19 protein-coding genes and 2 tRNA genes are annotated in these 19,595 nt (G+C 59.1%); 7 read left to right on the top strand and 14 right to left on the bottom strand.

Going from position 1 to position 19,595, the window contains the following annotated elements:
- Window positions 1–185 precede the first annotated feature (185 nt).
- On the top strand, window positions 186–2,633 hold the full coding sequence (locus tag AC3WJW_RS17750) for an acyl-CoA dehydrogenase (RefSeq protein WP_493726833.1): 2,448 nt from the start codon (window positions 186–188) through the stop codon (window positions 2,631–2,633).
- A 74-nt stretch (window positions 2,634–2,707) separates the two neighbouring features.
- Window positions 2,708–3,115 (top strand): PA2817 family protein, encoded by a 408-nt coding sequence (locus AC3WJW_RS17745; protein ID WP_007972361.1) that lies wholly within the window; start codon window positions 2,708–2,710, stop codon window positions 3,113–3,115.
- Between the two features lie 71 nt (window positions 3,116–3,186).
- Here AC3WJW_RS17745 and AC3WJW_RS17740 read toward each other — a convergent pair whose 3' ends face one another.
- Complete coding sequence (locus AC3WJW_RS17740) at window positions 3,187–4,185, bottom strand: LysR family transcriptional regulator (RefSeq protein ID WP_493726832.1); 999 nt, start codon at window positions 4,183–4,185, stop codon at window positions 3,187–3,189.
- Between the two features lie 89 nt (window positions 4,186–4,274).
- Here AC3WJW_RS17740 and AC3WJW_RS17735 point away from each other — a divergent pair, with 89 nt between their 5' ends.
- The 4 genes from AC3WJW_RS17735 (at window position 4,275) to AC3WJW_RS17720 (ending at window position 7,869) form a co-directional block, all read left to right on the top strand.
- Complete coding sequence (locus tag AC3WJW_RS17735) at window positions 4,275–4,901, top strand: alanyl-tRNA editing protein (protein WP_493726831.1); 627 nt, start codon at window positions 4,275–4,277, stop codon at window positions 4,899–4,901.
- 623 nt (window positions 4,902–5,524) lie between these two features.
- Window positions 5,525–6,748, top strand: coding sequence for a type II and III secretion system protein family protein (locus tag AC3WJW_RS17730; protein WP_493726830.1), 1,224 nt, complete (start codon window positions 5,525–5,527; stop codon window positions 6,746–6,748).
- Window positions 6,749–6,867: 119 nt separating this feature from the next.
- Complete coding sequence (locus AC3WJW_RS17725; RefSeq protein WP_493726829.1) at window positions 6,868–7,581, top strand: tetratricopeptide repeat protein; 714 nt, start codon at window positions 6,868–6,870, stop codon at window positions 7,579–7,581.
- An 18-nt stretch (window positions 7,582–7,599) separates the two neighbouring features.
- On the top strand, window positions 7,600–7,869 hold the full coding sequence (locus tag AC3WJW_RS17720; RefSeq protein WP_493726828.1) for a DUF3613 domain-containing protein: 270 nt from the start codon (window positions 7,600–7,602) through the stop codon (window positions 7,867–7,869).
- A gap of 301 nt (window positions 7,870–8,170) precedes the next feature.
- On the opposite strand, the gene AC3WJW_RS17715 is transcribed toward AC3WJW_RS17720, so the two are convergent.
- From AC3WJW_RS17715 to AC3WJW_RS17665, 11 genes are all read right to left on the bottom strand, one after another.
- A complete protein-coding gene (locus tag AC3WJW_RS17715) occupies window positions 8,171–9,133 on the bottom strand; it encodes a type II secretion system F family protein (protein WP_493726827.1) in 963 nt (320 codons plus the stop codon).
- Between the two features lie 29 nt (window positions 9,134–9,162).
- Entirely contained in the window at window positions 9,163–10,149 is a 987-nt protein-coding gene (locus tag AC3WJW_RS17710) for a type II secretion system F family protein (protein ID WP_493726826.1), read from the bottom strand.
- Window positions 10,146–11,588, bottom strand: coding sequence for a TadA family conjugal transfer-associated ATPase (locus AC3WJW_RS17705; RefSeq protein ID WP_493726825.1), 1,443 nt, complete (start codon window positions 11,586–11,588; stop codon window positions 10,146–10,148). Before AC3WJW_RS17705 ends, AC3WJW_RS17710 begins: the two co-directional genes overlap by 4 nt.
- Window positions 11,589–11,591: 3 nt before the next feature.
- Window positions 11,592–12,812 (bottom strand): AAA family ATPase, encoded by a 1,221-nt coding sequence (locus tag AC3WJW_RS17700; RefSeq protein ID WP_493726824.1) that lies wholly within the window; start codon window positions 12,810–12,812, stop codon window positions 11,592–11,594.
- On the bottom strand, window positions 12,806–13,300 hold the full coding sequence (locus AC3WJW_RS17695; protein WP_493726823.1) for a TadE/TadG family type IV pilus assembly protein: 495 nt from the start codon (window positions 13,298–13,300) through the stop codon (window positions 12,806–12,808). The genes AC3WJW_RS17700 and AC3WJW_RS17695 overlap by 7 nt, the downstream gene beginning before the upstream one ends.
- The gene (locus AC3WJW_RS17690) at window positions 13,300–13,779 is read right to left on the bottom strand and encodes a TadE/TadG family type IV pilus assembly protein (protein ID WP_493726822.1); all 480 of its coding nucleotides are present in this window, start codon (window positions 13,777–13,779) and stop codon (window positions 13,300–13,302) included. Before AC3WJW_RS17690 ends, AC3WJW_RS17695 begins: the two co-directional genes overlap by 1 nt.
- Window positions 13,780–13,788: 9 nt before the next feature.
- Window positions 13,789–15,120, bottom strand: a complete 1,332-nt coding sequence (locus AC3WJW_RS17685; RefSeq protein ID WP_493726821.1) for a TadE/TadG family type IV pilus assembly protein — start codon at window positions 15,118–15,120, stop codon at window positions 13,789–13,791.
- A 75-nt stretch (window positions 15,121–15,195) separates the two neighbouring features.
- Window positions 15,196–16,005 carry a Flp pilus assembly protein CpaB gene (cpaB, locus tag AC3WJW_RS17680; RefSeq protein ID WP_493726820.1) on the bottom strand — a complete coding sequence of 270 codons (810 nt, stop codon included), beginning with the start codon at window positions 16,003–16,005 and terminating at the stop codon, window positions 15,196–15,198.
- A gap of 15 nt (window positions 16,006–16,020) precedes the next feature.
- Window positions 16,021–17,349, bottom strand: a complete 1,329-nt coding sequence (locus tag AC3WJW_RS17675; RefSeq protein ID WP_493726819.1) for a DUF8689 domain-containing protein — start codon at window positions 17,347–17,349, stop codon at window positions 16,021–16,023.
- Window positions 17,350–17,351: 2 nt separating this feature from the next.
- Complete coding sequence (locus tag AC3WJW_RS17670) at window positions 17,352–17,882, bottom strand: A24 family peptidase (RefSeq protein ID WP_493726818.1); 531 nt, start codon at window positions 17,880–17,882, stop codon at window positions 17,352–17,354.
- A 27-nt stretch (window positions 17,883–17,909) separates the two neighbouring features.
- Window positions 17,910–18,104: a Flp family type IVb pilin gene (locus AC3WJW_RS17665; RefSeq protein WP_493726817.1), complete on the bottom strand. Its 195-nt coding sequence runs from the start codon at window positions 18,102–18,104 to the stop codon at window positions 17,910–17,912.
- A gap of 406 nt (window positions 18,105–18,510) precedes the next feature.
- On the opposite strand from AC3WJW_RS17665, the gene AC3WJW_RS17660 reads away from it, so the two are divergent.
- Complete coding sequence (locus tag AC3WJW_RS17660; protein ID WP_493726816.1) at window positions 18,511–19,380, top strand: AraC family transcriptional regulator; 870 nt, start codon at window positions 18,511–18,513, stop codon at window positions 19,378–19,380.
- A gap of 59 nt (window positions 19,381–19,439) precedes the next feature.
- Here the strand turns inward: AC3WJW_RS17660 and AC3WJW_RS17655 are convergent.
- Window positions 19,440–19,515 (bottom strand) — tRNA-Gly (locus AC3WJW_RS17655).
- Window positions 19,516–19,518: 3 nt separating this feature from the next.
- Window positions 19,519–19,594: transfer RNA gene (locus tag AC3WJW_RS17650), tRNA-Glu, on the bottom strand.
- Between the last annotated feature and the right edge of the window lies 1 nt (window position 19,595).

Here is a 19,595-nt window from a genome sequence, read left to right as displayed (position 1 = left end):
TTCAGCACAGAGATAACGACGTTTCGGCCAAACATGGGCGCTTTGCCGCTCGCTCAATGAAGGTTTTTCCCACGTGCGCGGCCCATCGGGCGCACGAAAATCATCCAGGGTCACCACCCGCCTGTTTTGCGGATGCCGTCTAAGCTCTGAGGGCTGGTTCGCCCTGGTTTCACGGAGGAATAAATATGCTGCTGTTGTGGATACTGGTTCTGCTGGTCGGTATTGCTTATCTGGCCCACCGCCGCATCGCCCCGCTGCCCGCCCTGGTCATCGTGGCCGTCTATGTCGTGGCCATGGGCGCTTTCAGCCGCGCGCCGGGCTGGTTGCTGCTGGTTTTCTGGGTATTGATCGCTGCCGTCGCCGCGCCCTTGTTGCTGCCCGACCTGCGTCGCAAATTGTTCAGCGCGCCGATGTTCAACTGGTTCCAGAAAACCCTGCCGCCGATGTCGCAAACCGAACGCGATGCCATCGACGCCGGTACGGTGTGGTGGGACGGAGAGCTGTTCAGTGGCCGTCCGGACTGGAGCAAACTGCTGTCCTATCCCAAAGCGCAATTGAACGAAGAAGAACAGGCTTTCATCGACGGGCCGACCGAAACACTCTGCACCATGGTCAATGAATGGCAGCTCGGTCAAACCATGGACCTGCCGCCCGAAGCCTGGACGTTCATCAAGGACAACGGCTTTTTCGCCCTGATCATCCCCAAAGAGTTTGGCGGAAAAGGCTTCTCTGCCTATGCCCACTCGCAAGTGGCGATGAAACTGGCGAGCCACAGCGGCGACCTCGCCTCCACCGTGATGGTCCCCAACTCCCTCGGCCCGGCCGAATTGTTGCTGCACTACGGCACCGACGAACAACGCAATCATTACCTGCCACGCCTGGCACGCGGCGACGACATCCCGTGCTTTGCCCTTACCGGTCCCCTGGCCGGCTCCGACGCGGGCGGCATGCCGGACTCCGGGGTGATCTGCAAAGGTCAATGGGAAGGCCAGGAGGTTCTCGGCCTGCGCCTGAACTGGGAAAAGCGCTACATCACCCTCGGCCCGGTGGCTACCCTCCTCGGCCTGGCCTTCAAGGCCTATGATCCCGATCACCTGCTGGGCGACAAGGAAGACCTGGGCATCAGCCTGGCGCTGATTCCGACCGACATCGCCGGTGTCGAGATCGGCCGCCGGCATCTGCCGTTGGGCGCCGCGTTCATGAATGGCCCGAACTCGGGCAAGGACGTGTTCGTCCCGCTGGAGTTCCTCATTGGCGGCCAGGAAATGCTCGGCAAGGGCTGGATGATGCTGATGAATTGCCTGTCGGTGGGGCGTTCGATTTCCCTGCCGGCGGTGGGCACCGGCATGGCCAAGTTCACCAGCCTGGTGACGGGCCAATACGCGCAGATTCGTGAGCAGTTCAATGTACCGATTGCCGCATTCGAGGGCATTCAGGAAGCCATGGCCCGCATTGGCGGCAACGCCTGGATGATGGATGCCGCCCGCATGCTGACCGCCAATGCGGTCGACCTGGGTGAGAAGCCGTCGGTGCTGTCGGCGATTCTCAAGTACCACCTGACCGAGCGAGGCCGCGACTGCATCAGCGATGCCATGGATGTGCACGGTGGCAAGGCAATCATCATGGGGCCGAACAATTACCTGGGCCGCAAATGGAACGGCGCGCCGATTTTTATCACGGTGGAAGGCGCGAACATTCTCTCGCGCAACCTGATGATCTTCGGCCAGGGCGCGATCCGCTGCCACCCCTTCGTGCTCAAGGAAATGGCCCTCGCCGGCCGTGAAGACAAGGATCAGGCGCTCAGAGAGTTCGACGGCCTGCTGCTCAAGCACATCGGTTTTGCCGTGGGCAACGCCGCCAGTACGCTGGTGCTGAACCTCGGTTTCGGGCACCTCGAACACACCCCGGGCGACAAACTCAGCCAGGGTTACTTCCGCGCCCTCAATCGTCAGGCCGCTGCTTTCGCTCTGCTCGCCGACCTCAGCATGATGTTGCTGGGTGGTGCACTGAAACGCCGGGAACGCCTGTCCGCACGGCTGGGTGACGTACTGAGCAACCTTTACCTGGCCTCTGCCGCACTCAAGCGCTATCACGATCTCGACACACCGGGGTACATGACGCCACTGGTAAGCTGGGCCATGGAAGAAAGCCTGGGGCAGGCGGAACGGGCCATGGATGAGCTACTGAACAACTTCCCGAACAAAGTCGTGGGCTGCCTGTTGCGGGTGATCGTGTTCCCGTTCGGTCGCCGGCACAAAGGCCCCTCGGACAAACTCGCTGCCGAAGTCGCTGCCTTGATTGGTCGCGCCAAGGGCGACCCCGCCCTCGAGGAATTGCTCCTGGGTTGCTATCGCCCACAGGCGAGCGACGATCCGGTCGGCGCCTTACAACACGCCTGCAACCTGTTGGGTGCCGCTCAACCGCTGCAGAAAAAGCTGCATGTGGCACTCAAGAGCGGCCAGGTCAAACCGTTGGCCGGCGAGTCGCTGATCGATGCCGCACTCGAGGCTGGCGTGTTGCAGCCGGTGGAAGCGCAGACCCTGCGTGAAGCCGAAGCGGCCCGGCGCAAGGTGATCGATGTCGATGACTTTGACCAAGAGGCTTTGGCACTGGCCGGGGGAAAAGTCCGCTGATCCCTTCAAACATGTAAAAACGGGCGCGGGCGCTTTATACTCCCGCGCCCGTTTTGCTCTTGAGGACTTATCTCGTGTCCAACATCGTTGCCGATCATCTCGTTTTACTCGACCACCTGCGCAGCATCCTGGTCGCCGTAGGTGAGGCCGAGCAGGTTCCCGACGAAAGCCATGCCTTGTTCCTTGAGCGCTTCGACGAGCTGCTGGCGTTACTGCCTGTCGACCCGATCGAAAGCCAGTACCTGGGCCAGGACATTCTGTGCCAGGTCATCACTCGCTATCCGCAAATTGCGCATCTGGTACCGCGCGACCTGCTGTGGTATTTCGCCGGTGACTGCCTGCATTACATGCCCGATGATGAAATCGACCTGTACCAGGCGCTGGAAGAACGTCGCTTCGAAGCCGAACAGAACGACGAACCTTTCGACTGGAACCAGGAAAAGCAACTGCTGGCGTTGTCGAACCAGGACAGCAAGCACTGATCTGCAAAAGATCGCAGCCTTCGGCAGCTCCTACAGGAACTGCCGAAGGCTGCGATCGTTTTTTTCTACCTTCAAAACAAGCCGTCACTCTCCGGCAGTTCATACTCCGATGGCGACCAGCCCGGACCATTCGACCGGCCTGGATTGCCCAGCGTCGGCTCCTTCGCCAGACACTCCACCAGGTAGTCGATCAACACCCGTAGCTTGGGCGGCAGGTATCGGGTTGGCGAATGCAGCAACCAGGCGCCGCCATGGTAGGACGCCAGAAAGGTCCAGTCCGGCAGCACTTGCACCATCAAACCCTTCTCCAGGGCATGGCGCGCCGTGAAATACGGCAGGCTGCCAATGCCGATGTGCTGCAACACCGCGCCATAACGTACGCCGGTGTGATTGGCAGCATATCGCCCGCGCACACCCACGGTTACTGTCTTGCTGCCTTTCTTGAATTTCCAGCGTGCGTCGCTGGGTGTTTCGCCCAGGTAAATGCAACTGTGATTGAGCAAGTCATGGGGATGAGTCGGCGTCCCGTGCTCGGCCAGATACTGCGGAGTGGCGCAGAGCATATGATCGATGGTCAGCAACTGCCGCCCCACCAGACCCACAGGCGGCCGATCGGTGATGCGAATCGCCAGGTCGACGTGATCATCGATCAAATCGACCTGGCGGTCCTCAAGCAACAGCTCCACATCCACCTTGGGATAACGCCGCAAGAACTCCGGCATGTGCGGGTGAATCACGATTCGGCCCACCGCTTTCGGTACGCTGATACGCACCCGCCCCTCGGGTTCATCGGTGAACTGACCACTGATTTCCATCACTGACCGCGCGGCATTGACCATTTCCTGGCACCGCTTGAACACCTCCTCGCCACCGTCGCTCAGACGCAACTTGCGCGTGGTTCGTTGCAGCAACCGGGTGGCGAGCGCCTTCTCCAGACGCGAAATGCTCCGACTGACCGCCGAGGGCGAGGAGCCCAACTGGCGAGCGGCCTCGGAGAAACTGCCCGTCTCGACAACCTTGACGAAAATCGCCATTTCACCGAGCAGCGGCAGTGGAAGATTTATGCTCACAACGCAACAGTCCTTTGATGTTTGCGCGGATTATCACGTATTTACAGGCTTTCTATAATAGAAACCGATGACCAATACGAGCCTGGAATATGACGCTGCGCCTTTTTTTCCATAGTGATGAGCTCAAGGCCAACGTGGAAGTCCTGGAATGCACCCCCCACGAAAACGAGTTTGCCGTGGTCTTGCGCGCGACCCTGTTCCACCCCCAGGGCGGTGGACAGCCTTGCGACACTGGCTGGATCGGCGAAAGCCAGGTGCTGCGCGTGGTTCAGGATCCCGAGCGGATCATTCATTTTGTCGACCAGCCGGTAAAAACCGGGATGACGCCAATCCGCGTCGACGAACAACGCCGGCGGTTCAACACGCGCATGCATTCGGCTGGTCATTTGATCGGCCACTTTGTCCAGGCCATGGGCTGGATGCCGATCAAGGCGCATCACTGGCCAGGTGAAGGCCGCGTGCAATTCCAGCCGGGCAAATCAGCGCAGGACGTCGAGGCCCAGGCAATCGAGCTCGGCATCGGTCAGTGGATCGACCACGACCTGCCGCGCCTGACCTCACTGCGCGAAGGCGCCCGGGAAATCGGCTTCGGTGAACTGCCCGCCTACGGTTGTGGTGGTACCCATGTTCGCAGCTTGAAGGATTTGGGCGCGGTCACCATCGCCGCCCTTTCGCAGAAAAAAGGCACGCTGTCCATCCACTATCACGTGGACTGAGCACTGGGCGTTCGTGAGGGACGCCTGATTTTATCGATGCAAGCATTGCCCGGAACGCAAAAGGCCCGCCCATTCATACTGGCGGGCCTTTTCTGCTTCAGTACATCCCGTCAGCACTGCGTTACACCCCTGCCGGCCCACCTGTCTCCAGTCTTTGCACCATTAGTTTTCCGTTAACTCATGGCACTTTGGTTTGATTGAACTAACGTCAAACCATAAGAAGTCATAACGGCTCGATTTTCCACGTTAGCTTCAGTGATCAGATAGCGGATTGGCAAAAGGAGTTACCTCACTATGATCCTGGCAGGCGATTTCCGGCGCTGTACCTTCATTGCCGACTATTTTCCGGGGGAGCCAGGTCGGCGGACAGTGCAGTCCATAGCCACACGCATCGCTCTGACAGGCAATTCAGATAACCGGATCACTCAACCCGTTTTTTGCAAAGGTCGCTCGCGGTCCAGCCAGATCAGCGAATTGCGCCCGCTCGTGTGTAGCACGCAAGGAATAACGCCAAGGCCATGGATAAGTGGACTGGCGCATTGGGGGGATAGCCCGATCCCCGTGAAGTGATCCGAGACAGCTCAGTCTGCCGAAGATTGGCCTATTCAGTGAGGATGTACTTGATGAGCCTTCGTCCCGTGCCCGCTTTCAAGCGAATTATCCATGGCCTGTTCTGGATGGGCCTCAGCGTGGATGCGGCTCAGGCCGCGCCGGCCAACTGTCCGCAACTGGACAATTGGCCAACAACGTACGAGGTCGGTCAGGGCCTGCAGAATGAACTGCGCAGCCCCGTTCCGGTAACGCAACTGGCGGTGGGTGACCCGAAAATTGCCGACGTGCAACCCAGCGGCAGCAACGCGTTCATACTCACGGGCATTGCGCCGGGGACCACCAGCCTGATGGTCTGGACCGCCTGTTCGAAAACGCCGCGCCAAAGCATGGTGTTCGTCAAGGGCAGGGCCACGTCGGCGCTGACCAGCGCGCCGTCGGTGCCTTCCGACGACCCGTTGCTGCCGAGCCAGGTGCAGACCGATATCCGCTTCGTAGAAGTCAGCCGGACCAAACTCAAGGAAGCCTCCGCCTCGATTTTCGGCATCCGGGGCAACTTCCTGTTCGGCTCGCCGAGAACCTTGCCTACCATCGGCGGCATTGTCACGCCGGTGATACCGGTGAACAACAATAACTTCAACCTCACGTTTGCTACCGGCAGTACCCTGGTGGCGCTCAACGCGCTGGAGGGCAGCGGTTTCGCCTACACCCTGGCGCGGCCGAGCCTGGTAGCGCTCAGCGGGCAGAGTGCGAGCTTCCTGGCCGGCGGTGAAATACCGATTCCGGTGCCCAGTTCAGGCAGCGATAACATTTTCATCGAGTACAAGGAGTTCGGTATCCGCCTGACCCTGACACCGACCATCGTCGGGAAGAACCGTATCGCGCTGAAGGTGGCGCCGGAAGTCAGTGAGCTGGACTTCACCAACGCCGTGAGCATCGCCGGAACGGTAGTCCCGGCCCTGACCGTGCGCCGCACCGATACCAGCATCTCCCTGGCCGACGGCGAAAGCTTCGTCATCAGCGGCCTGATCAGCTCCCACAACGATTCCCAGGTGAACAAGTTTCCGGGGCTGGGCGATATCCCGGTTCTGGGCGCGTTTTTCCGCGACAACACCATCAACCGTGAAGAGCGCGAACTGCTGATGATCGTCACTCCGCATCTGGTCCAGCCACTGGCTGCCAATGCACAACTGCCGTCATTGCCTGGCGAGCAGCTACGCAATTACGACCCGAATTTCTACCGCATGTTCTTCCTGGAAAATGGTGACTTCGACAGTCTCAGCGGACTCTCGCAATGAAACGCAGCCTGAACCGCACTGACCTCGCCCTCACTCGTAACGGTGACTTTGAACGCTTGCCGGGCCAGCTGTGCTGCCATTGGCCAGGCGTTCAACCTGTTGTAGCCAGAGGACATTCAATGAAAGCAGTCATTGCAATAGCGGCGACATTAATGCTCGCAGGTTGTGCCAGCAATGGCCTGTCTTCGCGACCGTCCAGCTGTGCCAAGCCCGGTTCGGAGCAAGAACTGGCCCTGAACCTGGCCGACAACATGGCCGAAGAAGGACGTTTGTATGCCAGCCTGGCGAATCTGGAAGGATTGCCCGATAACCTGGTCCAGGTTCGCCTGCGCAAGGCTCGGGTACTGCGCTTGATGGGGCGTAGCGGCGACGCGCAGCCGTTGTACGAAAGCTTGCTCGGCACCTGTCTGGCGGCTGAAGGGGAGCATGGCCTGGGCCAGTTGGCCGCCGCCAGAAATGATAATGCCAGCGCTGCCACTCACCTTGAGCGTGCGGTGAAGATGGCCCCCACTGACGAAAGGATGCGCAATGACCTGGGGGTCGTCTACCTCAATCAGCGACGGATCCCTGAAGCTCGCTTTGAGTTCATGACCTCCATGGAGCTCAAGCAGGCGAACACACTGGCGGCCCTCAATATGGTGACGTTGCTGATCTACCAGGATAACTGGAAGGCGGCTGCCGAACTCGTGACCCGCGCCGACTTGAGTCCCAAGCAAGTCGCTGAAGCGCAAACCCGCGCGGAAAAACTCAAGGCCCCTGCCAGAAAAGTGGTGGCCTCCGAGGGCAATCGCAAGACTGAGGTAGCCGATGCCTCTTCCAGTGCGAACAAGTAGAACGTACGAGGAGTCGAGATGAAGACCAAAAGGCTGTTGATCGGGTGCATGGCTTGCCTGTCCACCACTGCCTGGGGCATTGAGCCGGGCCCTTCTTCGCCGTATCAACAAGGCACCGAGCAGTGGTTGCAGCTGCAGATTCGCGGAGTGGTTGCCTCCCCTCACCTGCAAACCGCTTCGGCCACCGAACGTGACCTGGCCATGCAGCGCTGGCTGAACAGCTTCAACTTTCCGATTCCGGAATTTTATGACCAGGATTCAGCGGGAGAAATGACCATCGGCAACTGAGGCATGTCGATGGGTGATCTGCCTCTGGCTTAGTCCATAGTGGCCTGGCTGCAAAGCCGGGCCGGGCGTCGTGTGCATAAAAGCATTGGAATCTGCACATTATCCAATCCTGGCCGGATTACCCCGTAGGAGCTGCCGAAGGCTGCGATCTTTTGACTTCAAGCGATCGTGATATCGCAGGAAGATCAAAAGATCGCAGCCTTCGGCAGCTCCTACAGGGAATGTGTAAACCTATGGCAGGAAAGTGCAGATCAGGCTCGGGTGGCAAGGCCATCTTGCTCGACAGCCTCGCCCGTTTACCTCACCCGAATGTTCTGAGCACGCCGATCAGGGCAGGGCCTATGGCGACCAGGAAGAAGCTCGGCCACAGGCAGAAAATCAGCGGGAATATCAGCTTGGTACCGATTTTCGCCCCCGCCTCTTCGGCAGCCTGCGTACGCCTGTCACGGAATTCATCAGCATAGATGCGCAGAGTGTCGGCCACGCTGGTGCCGAAGCGGATACTTTGCGCCAGTAGACTGACCAATCCTTGAATGTCCTCCAGCCCGGTGCGCACGGCCAATTGCTTGAGCGCCTCGGTGCTGGAAATGCCTGCACGGATTTGCGAATTGACCAGGGCCAATTCTTCAGCCAGTTCCACCTGACTGACCGACATCTCTTCAGCCACCCGTTCAATGGTCGTGGGCAAGGCCAGGCCCGACTCCACGCAGACCACCATCAGATCCAGTGCGTCCGGAAACGCGGCACGCAGCCGACCTTGTAGCATTTGCTTGCGCTTGCCGACATACAGCGCTGGCACCAGCCATCCAACACCAGCCATCATGGCCACCAACAGCAGCCCCATGCTCAGCGAAACCTTGGGAATCATCGGCAACAGCAACAACGCAATGCCGACCAACACCAGCGGTAACAGCAAGCGCACCGCCCAGTACATCTGCACCGCCGAAGAGGAGCGGTACCCCGCATGCGTCAACAAAGTCTGGGTGGCAGACGCCTGAGCCGATTCAGCCGAGGCAAAACGCTGGCCGACCCGCTCCAACAAGAGTTGCAGGTTACCTGGAGCGTCCTGTCCTGTCGTGTTGCCTAAATGACCACGCTTGATAAGCGCCAGACGACGCTGCACCGGGTCCTGAAGCCCCTGCATCAGCAAGATCACTGCGATGACCGCAAGCATCGTACTCAAACCGATCGCGCCAAGGAACAACAGGCGCCCCATCTCCTCGTTCCCCGTGACCCGACTGAACAACCCGAGTAAAAAATCCATGACCTGTACCTCCCGGTAGCGAATACCGCTTAAACCTGAATCCGGATAATTTTGCGTATCCAGATAATCCCGATCAACATGGCGCAGAAAGCCCCGATGATCAGCTTGTGTCCTAGAGGATCATTGATCAGTACAGGTAGATACTTGGGGCTTGTAACCAGGATCGCGATCGCCAGCACGAAGGGAATGGCCACCAGTATCCAGGCCGACATCCGCCCTTCGGCCGACAAGGTCTTGACCTTGCGCTGAAAGCGAAATCGCCCGCGGATCAGGCGACTCAGACGCTCCAGCACCTCGGTCAGATTGCCGCCGGTCTCACGATGGATGAGGATCGAGGTCACCAGCATCATCACCGTCATGCTGGGCATTCTCTCCAGCAGGCCGAGCATGGCCCGACGTACATCGTTGCCATAGTTGATATCGGCGAAGGTCAGGCCAAACTCATGAGCGACCGCCCCCTTGTGCTCCTCGGCCACCAGACGCAGGGTTTCGTTGAATGGGTGCCCGGCGCGCAGAGCACGGCACATGGCATCCAGCGCATCCGGCAGGCCTTCCTCGAACTCAGCGAAACGCTTGCCACGGTCGTAAGAGATTTTCAGTATGGGTAACCAGAAAATCGCGAAACCCGCCACCAGCGCCATCCACCAGACTGACGAGGCCATCCAGATCAAGATACCCGTCGAGCCCCCCAACACCAGCCCGAGCAGCAATACCCGGTAGGCCCGGTATTCATACCCGGACTGCTCAATCATTTGCGTCAATGCCTCCATAAAGGGCAGCTGCTCAAGCCTGGCCTCCAATGGCGACAAACGCGTCAGGTATTTCTGTCGCAACACGGTCTGCATGTTGGGCTGATTGTTGGCTTTCTCCAGTACATGCAAGCGACCACGAATGCGCTTGCGCATCTTGCCAGCCTCGCCAAACACCGGCACCGCCACGCTTTGGGACAGGAGGAAGACGGCGATGAACACCATGCCGAGGAACATCAGAATGAATTCACCAGGAATATTGTTCATGACTGCCGTGCCTCCATCCACTCAGGCCTGAACATCGTCAGCGGCAACTCGATGCCACGCTTGCCCAGCACATCGCGGAAGGCGGGGATCATGCCGCTGGGCCGATAATCACCCAGCACTTCGCCGTTTTCGCCCACGCCATGGCGTGCGAAGGAGAAGATTTCGGTCATGGTGATGATCTCGCCTTCCATGCCGTTGATTTCCTGCACGCTGACCAGGCGGCGCTTGCCGTCCTCCTGGCGTTCCAGCTGGATCACCACATCGATGGCTGAAGCGATCTGCTGACGCATGGCCTTGATCGGGAAGGTCGCCCCGGTCATCGACACCATGTTCTCGACCCGCCCCAACGCATCACGCGCGGTGTTGGCGTGGATCGTGGTCAACGAGCCGTCGTGGCCGGTGTTCATCGCCGTCAGCATGTCCAGCGCCTCGACGCCGCGCACTTCACCGATCACGATGCGGTCCGGGCGCATCCGCAGGCTGTTGCGCACCAACTCCCGCTGGCTCACCTCGCCGCGCCCCTCGATGTTCGAAGGCCGGGTTTCCAGGCGCACCACGTGGGGCTGCTGCAGTTGCAGTTCAGCCGAATCCTCGATGGTGACGATCCGCTCGTTGTGCGGAATGAAACTGGACAGGACATTGAGCATGGTGGTCTTTCCGCTGCCTGTACCGCCGGAAATCAGCACGTTCAAGCGCCCACGGACAATCGCCTTGAGCAGCAGGGCAATGGCCGGGGTCAACGTCCCCACCTGAATCAGGCTGTCGGTATTGAGCAGGTCCACGGCAAAGCGCCGGATCGACATGCTCGGGCCGTCGATCGCCAGCGGCGGGATAATTGCGTTGACCCGCGAACCATCCTTGAGCCGGGCGTCCACCAAGGGCGAGGACTCGTCGATTCGCCGCCCCAGGCTGGAAACGATGCGGTCGATGATGTTGAGCAAATGCTGGTCATCGCGAAAGCGCACATCGGTGCGTTGCAGTTTGCCGAAGCGCTCGACATAGACCGAGGCAAAGCCGTTGACCAGAATGTCGGACACGCTGTGATCGGCCAGCAACGGCTCCAGGGGGCCAAGTCCGAGCACTTCATCGGTGATCTGCTTGATGATCAACTGGCGGCTGGAAGTACTCACCGGTGCCGAATGCTCGTCGAGCAGGCGCTGGCAAATATCGCGAATCTGGCGCGTGGCCTCAGCCTGCTCAAGGGAGTCCAGCAAGGACAGGTCCATGACCTTGAGCAACTGCTGGTAGATCTTTTCTCGCCACTCGGCCTCCACCGGGGTGACCTGGCTTCTGGTTTCGTACAGAACATCCGGGATTGCGTGCTCCCAAGCCATCAATTCATCTGCCGTATCCGGCAGCTCACCGCCTAACGGGGTAGCCGGCGATGAGGCGGGTTTACCGGAATGTTTGCGCAAGCGGTTACGAAAGTCGCTGATCATGGGTCACCCCCCGAAAAAACGGTTGAAGGCACGTTTGAATACGCCTTTTTTTCCGGCCATCTGGTTGCCGACCAGGTCATCGGCCACGTTGCGCAGGGCAACGGTGATCGCTGCCTTCGGCGCATGCAGACCCAACGGCACGCCAGTGTTCTGACTCTGGCTGACCAGGTTGAAGTCGTTGGGTAATTTCGACAGGTTCGTGCAGCGCAGCGCCTCGCCGATATCCTTGAGGCTGACCGCTGCCGTCTTGTCATAGCGATTGACCACGATCTGCAATTGATCACCACGCACGCCCAGATCTTCGCGAAGAATCCGCACCAGGGAGCTGGCATCGCGCAGATGGCTGACGCTTTGCTGCACCACCACGTACACCCGGTCCACCTGTTCCAGCACGGAGCCGGTGAGGTGATCGATTTGCCGTGGCAGATCGATCACTACCCAGTCATAGCTGGCGCGGGCCAACTGCATCAGGGTGTCAAGTTGCTCAGGCTGGGCATCCTGCGGCAGACACAGCTCACCGGCCCGGCCTCCCAGCACATGTAAGGTCGGGCTGAAGTGGCTGCAAAAACCCCGTAGCGCAACACTGTCCATGCCGTCGATCTGATGCAACACCTCAAGATGGCTGTGGGTTTGCGCCACATCCAGGTAATGCGTCACGCTGCCAAATTGCAGGTCCATATCCAGCAACAGGGTACTGTCGCCCTTCATGCTGAGCTGCTGAGCCAGGTTGCAAGCCAGCATGGTGCCGCCCGATCCGCCCTTGGCGCTGATCACGGCGAGCAATTTCCCTTCTGTCCCGCTGCCGGTCCGAACCTCCATGACCAGCCGATTCAAGGCAGCGACCAGTTCTGTCTCGGCAACGGGCTCGGGCAGCACGTCACGGGCGCCGGCCTGCATCGCCAGGCGCATGCCCTCCTGTTCGCTCAGCAGCCCGCACACCAGCATCGGCGGGCGCTCATGGGCCGGGCGCTGCAACAGTGCCGACAGCTCTTCACGCCACAGGTGGCTGACGCGCAACAGCAAAAGATCGGGCATCCGGTCCAGGCCATAGAGTGGGTCGACATGGCCGTTGCTCACCAGGCGAGTGCTCACCTCCAGGCTGGGCATGCGTTGGCAGACGCTCTGCAGGTCGCGCAACGACGTGGCATCACGACTGCTGATCAGCAACCTGAGCCCGGCCTTGCCGGTCGAGGTAGAGAGTGGAGTGTCCTTGGTATTCAGCATGGCGTGATCTCCCCGGAATCGGAATGACGCCCAAGGCTTTCGCGTGGCAAGGTTGCCCTGAATACGGGCAGGGTAATGGGCACGCCGAACCCGGGGATGAACAGATTGAAAACGAAGTTTTGCAGACTCAACCGGACATAACGGATGGCACGAAAACCGTTGGCGTTGACAGTGTCAGCAGGGTTGGCCACCAAGGCACCGTTTGCGTCCAGGTAGCTCAACGTCAGGTGGGTGGTGGTCAGATCGCCGATCAGTTGGCTATTACCTGCATTGCCCGCCGCGTTGAAGATCGCCCGCCGTAGCACCACCGGATCGCTGATATTGCACACCGCCGCCAGGCGCGTACCACGGCGCACGGCCTCATCCAGCGCATTGACCGTGAAGTACAGGCGGCCTATTTCCACTACGCCGAACAACAGCGTGAACACCAGCAGACCAATGACGGCGAACTCCACCGTGTAGGTGCCGCGCATGTGTTTTCTGTTCATCACAGTGCCCTCATCACGGTGGTGGCAACCAGCGGGATGCTCAGTGCAATCTGATTACCAAAAAAACCGGGAAGCGATCCGGTGCAATTGCCAGCGCCAATCACCGGGCAGAACGTGTAAGTGATGGTGACCCGCACATGCTCGGTGCCCACCGCGGCAACGACCACGTTGCCAGTCGTCAGACCTGACACTACAGCGGTCCCGGTGTTGGCAGGCACGCCATACACAGCAACGTTTTTTGTCTGAGTCTGCAGCGTATTGCTCAGAACGACCTTGCCAAGTGTCGAGTTCCAGGCCTGGCTGGCGACAAAACGGTCGGCATCGCGGCTGGCCTGCAGCAGCACGTTGTACTGATAGAGCATGCGGCCGAACTCACCGAAGGCCAGCAACAGCAGGAGCAACACCGGCAGGACGAGCGTGAACTCCACCATGGCCAGGCCTTGCTGGGGCTGCCGACTTTTAAATCCGTGAAGTCTCATGACGCCCCCCTACGAGTCAGTGCTCGGAGTACCACTGCCGTTGAGATAGGTTTTGTACAGCTGAATGATCTGCGGGCCGGAATCGGTTGACGGTGAGGGGCCAGCCACGTTGTCGCCTTCGCACTCCATCACGAACTGGCCGAAGATTTCTGCGTCCTTGCCGCCACCATCCATGGGCTGCACCACGAAATAACAGCCAAAACCGAGGACCGGGATCAAGGTTGAGCCACCCTGTTTGCCTGTGCAGTTGCCCACCACGATTTTCAGCATCCGGCGCTCGAACACCCCATTGCCCAGACAGCCACTGCCCCCTGCTACACACGCGGCAACGCTCGTACGCCAGTCGTTGTAGTCCAGTATCGAGTTGCTGCCCGCCGTAAGATTGCCGTTGGCCGAGGTGACGGGTTGTCCTTTGTACTTGGGGACTGTTCCGTCGTAAGTGATCTCGGGAGTACTGGACGTGGTCACCAGATCCGGCGGATAGGCCGAGGCACTGACCGGGCCGTTGTAGATGCCGAAGCGCGTATTCAGGCCTTGAGACGCAGGGCCGACCTTGTTGCCAGGCTCTGTCTTGACGTTGTCTCCCACATTGCGGCAGACCTTGCCGCCTCCGGCCATCTCCTCCCTGACCGCATTGCCGCCCGAACCAAAATCGAGCAACTGAAAGTTGCCTGGACCAATGGGCGACGAATTGCCGGCCGCCGTTTTCAAAACCTGCAAATCACCATATTGAAAGCCCCAGAACATGCCGGCAGCCGGGTTGTATTGAGTCGGGTTGCCACAGACCATCAAAGGCGCGAGATCGCAAGGGCTGGTTGGGCTGGGACCTGCGGTGGCGATCGCTGCCACCGCTTTGGCTCCCAGGCCACCAGTGCCAAATACCTGGGCGAAGTTCCAGAAAAATCCAGTCAGGCTATAGCTCGGTACTGATACCCGAACGTACTTGGCATTCGTCGGCCCGGGATAGGAGAACGGGCCATAAACGCTGCTTGCCAGTTCCACCACCGCAAATGCACCTGCGTTGCCACCGACCGCCGTAGCCAGTTCGCTGTTGCCCGTGGCATTGGCATTCTGTACCAACGTAAAGAGCGCGGCGGTTTGCGTCGCGCTGGCACCGTTGACGCCTCCCCCCACCTGACTCAAGGTTTTGGCGCCACTCAGGGCGGCGGCGTCCACCGCATTCTGCAGGCGCGTTTTGTTCAGCAGCAAATGCCCGCCGTCCAAAGCCAACGCCGCCATCATGGCCATCGCCGCCAACGCGATCACCATCAATACACTCACCGATCCTTCCTGGCGCCTTGGCGTCGAAGTGAACGGCCGCTGAATACGAAGATTCATCATCAAGCCCTCGATTGCCGATACTGATCCGGATCGGCTCCGCCAATTCCCTGGTGCCCGGATACCTGTTGCGTCCCGTCAGCGAATGTTGACTACTTTGGCTTCAATCCCGCGGATAACGGTGATACCCCCGCCACTGCTGCGCTGTACCACGCGCTTTGGCGCCTCGGCGGTGGCCACAGCCATGGCTGGGGCAACAGGTGCAGCAGGCGCAAAGGTCGCGGTTTTCTTCTCTAGGTTCAGCGGGTTACGTAGCGCCAGTTGCAACTTGCCTTCCGTCTGCGCAGTGACCAGGGCTTCCGCTTCAGCGGTCGACATCTCCAGGGTCACTGCACGCACCACGACCGGTTGGGTCTTGTCGGTGCCCGCGGTCTGATCCACCGCCAACACCCGCAAGTTCTCGAGGATGGTCCTGGACGTAGCGCTGTTACTGCCGGCATTGGTGGTTTTGGTCGCCAGTACATCGACCCGGTTACCCGGCAACAGGAATCCACCGACGCCGACCACATCATCCACCCGAACCGAAATGGCGCGTTTGTCTGGCGCAATCAAAGAGGCCAGGGTGCTGCCCCCCAGATGCTCACTCAGACGCGCACCACGCACGATGTCGCCTCGCAGAATGTCGAACGTTGCGATCTTGCCCACGGCTTTTTCGCTGGCATCGAAGGCATCGTCGGGGATCGTATCCATGGGCATGCGAACGGTCGTGACCTGCTGGGCCTCGACCATCTGCCCGAATGGAATCTCTACCGTGGCGACCACCACGCTTCGAAGATGATCATCCGGGCTGGCATTGAGCCGAGCGCTCAGCCAGGAGTCGGCCATCCATGCAGCCCCAAGGCCCATGACCAGGGAAACGCCTATCAGGGTAAGCGTACGAGAGCTCATGTCAGTATCTCCGTATCAAAGAAAGTCGAGCTGGACGAAGTAGTTGTGCCAGGCCCATTCCAACTCTTTCGGTGACAGTGGTCCGGAACCGCCCATATAACGCTGGCGATCGAGTGCCATGTTCAGGAGATCACGGGGATGGCAAGGCACCAGGGGCATGCCTTCACTTGCATAAAGCCTTTGCAGCACATAACGCACCAGCAGCGGGTCATAGGAAATGCCCAGACGCTCGCTTTCCTGACGCCAGATCTTTTCGTACTGCTCGGGCTTCAGGTAACCGAACTGCAGCTTGTAGCCAATCCGCCGAAGGAAGGCCTCATCGGCCAATTCCAGGGGATTGAGGTTGGTGGAAAACACCAGAATCAGATCGAACGGCAGCTCGCAATGCCGACCACCGCCCAGGTTGAGGAAATCGCGTTTCTCCTCCATCGGGACGATCCAGCGATTCAACAGCTCGGCGGGTGCCATGCGCTGGCGCCCCATGTCGTCGATGATGAACAGGCCATTGCTGGCCTTGAGCTGCAAGGCGGCCTGGTATTGACGGGTAAAGGGGTCATAACGAACGTCCAGCTGTTCCATGCTCAATTCACCGCCCGTGATGACGATCGGGCGTTTGCAGCACAGCAGTCGACGGTCGATGCCTTCGTTGAGCATCAGATTGTTATGTTGAGCGCTATCATCGAGCCGCTGATGCACCTGCGGGTCATAGATTTCGATCACCGACTCGTTGATGACGATGGCATGAGGGACCCAGATGGCCTCGGCGAACAGACGGATCAGGCGACTGCTGACATAGGTCTTGCCGGTGCCCGCTGGGCCATAAATCATGATTGCGCGCCCGGAGTTCATCGCCACACCCAACTGATCGAGCATCCCCTCCGTGAGCACTACGCCCGTAAGGGCATTGCGCATATCGTTGGCGTTGATGCGACCATGGTGAATGGTCTGCAGCTTGATCAGGGACCGGTAGGTACTGACCGGGAAAGGGGCCGCGCCAATATAGCCACTACGCGACAGGGCATCGCGGGCGGCACTTCGGCCGCGCTCGGTCAGGCCATATCGCAGCATCTGCCCACCGTTTTGGCCAATCTGGCCAAGCACTTCGACACGACCGTCCTTGCGCAGAAACGCCAGGACCTCTTCAAGTACGGCGCCGGTCAGCGCCAGGCGCTCCACCAGCCGCGGCATGTCCAGCACGCCGGCGTCATACAGATGCTTGCACACCAACTCACCGAGAAAACTGTCGGTCAGACCGGTCTCACGGATTGTGCATGGCTGAGGAGCCAATCGTTGCACCGCTTCCCGATCGCTGGGGTAGGCATCACTATCGACAATGACGTGCATGACTAACCTCCCATTCCACCGGCAACAAGTTGCCAGTAAACGCTGTTCAAAGTGCCTATCAAGATTGCAATGGTATAAGGGAAAGGCTTGCCGGCTACTTCATCCGAAGTCGGCGCCAGATAAGCTTGCGCCCTAAGAATCAGCCAATAGCGTCCCAAGGTCTGACGCAGTTGACCGCGAACCAGCACGATCAGAAAACCGCACACGCCACCGGCAATCAGGCTGTACAAGGCAGCCCACAACGCAAAAGGAAACGGTAGAAAACTGCCGACCATGGCCATTAACTTGACGTCGCCGGCAGCCATGCCACCCGAGACGTACATGGGCAGAAACACCCCAAAACAGATCAAGATACCCAGCAGGCTGTCACCCAATCCGCTGATACCTCCTGAATAGCTCTGAACGGCCAATCCCAGGGCAAGGCCTAACAGGACCAGTGCGTTGGGGATGCGGTGGCGAAGCAGATCGCTCACCACCGCCACGCCAAGCAATCCTAGTAGTACAACTGTTGACACCAGCAATTCCATGGACATGGCGTGTATCCCCACCGTGATTTGCCCTTATGCGCAGTCGGCACCTTTGACCGCAGCGCACAGGTCTGTGATCCTGGTGAGCACCTCGTCGCCCAAAAGACCGAACATAGTGGCAACAGCCACCGTAACCAACCCACCAGCCACCGCATACTCCACAATGGTCAGGCCATCTTCGTCTTTGACGAACTTCAGTACCGAAGCCTTGATTGTTTGCATGATCATTTTGCCCACCTCACTCGAATGTTGTTTTTTCTGAGGCAGTACTTTCTGCGCTGCCTGAGTGCAACCCTAGTCAGGAGCAAGGCATGGGCGTTAGGAAGATTTTGCACATCGCTAGGACTTTTTTGCGGGGCGGCCAATACGGAGCATTGGCCGATGCAGCAGTCACGGGAGGGGTAAACAAGGCATTGGAACGCAAAGGCAATTGCCATTGATTCACAAGCGACAGGCGGTTAAACCCGGCTTTTTCGAGAACACACGAGCAAATAATCGCCCGGAGCCGCCTTCCAGATAACCCATAGAGCGAATAGAACTAAAAAACGCATTTTCTATCGGGATTAAATCTGCAAATTGATGGCACATTGGCAATACTGGCGATGAGAGTCACTAGAACCACCAGAGTAAAGACATGACGTCCAATTTGACCAGTAGGCCATCGCTCCTATGGTTCGATCTGACTCATGATCGGTCCACGAAAGAACTCGTCACGCAGTTCGAGAGTGCCTGCGACTGCAAACTGGCAAAAAACTCCGTGTTGCCCATCGGGGAACAGGCAGACATGATCTGCATCCATTTTGATCGCCCCGACACTCCAGGATTGAAGCTATTGCTGGAGATCAAACGCACCACCCCTACCATCCCGATCACCATGTTCACCGTGCAACACTCGGAGGAACTGGCGGTATGGGCCATGCGCTCCAGCGTCTGGGAATACATGGTGCTCCCGTTCTCGACCACCGAGAAGAAGCGCTACCTGACAGCGGTGCTGCAGCTCTGCGAGCTGCGCCGAAATGCCAAAGGCCAGGACAAGTCATCGCAGATCGAACACTCCCCGACCCTGCCGGACAGTATCCGGCTGACCTCAGGCCACCAAAAACACCAGGCACTGAACAGCGTCATGCTGCACATCGAACAGCACTTTCGAGACAGCATCGATCAGAGGGACCTGGCGCAGCGCTGCGGCATGACGACATTTCGTTTCAGCCGCCTGTTCAAGGAAGCCAATGGACTTGGCTTCACGGATTACATCCTGGACAAGCGCATGAACTTCGCAAAAGAACTGCTCGACAACAGCCAGATGCCGATTACCAGCATCGGCTATGAGGCCGGCTTCAAGGATCCTTCCTACTTCGCTCGTGCCTTCAAGCAGTTCGCAAACTGCACGCCCAGCGAGTACCGCCTGGCACGCCAACTCAGAGCGACTGAAGCTACGCAACGGGTGCAGGATGAAGCAACCACTGACGCGCTCGAAAGCCTGGTACAAAGCCTCGGCGGTTGAGGCTTGTTTTTTACGCGCAAACAAAAACGCCGCTCAATGAGCGGCGTTTTCGTTAAATATGGAGCGGGAAACGAGACTCGAACTCGCGACCCCGACCTTGGCAAGGTCGTGCTCTACCAACTGAGCTATTCCCGCAAATGGCGTCCCCTAGGGGACTCGAACCCCTGTTACCGCCGTGAAAGGGCGGTGTCCTAGGCCACTAGACGAAGGGGACA

It is taken from the genome of Pseudomonas sp. GW821-FHT07G06 (assembly GCF_058986625.1).
The sequence above is the reverse complement of the archived record's forward strand: the minus strand, read 5'-3'. Positions and strand labels throughout refer to the sequence as shown.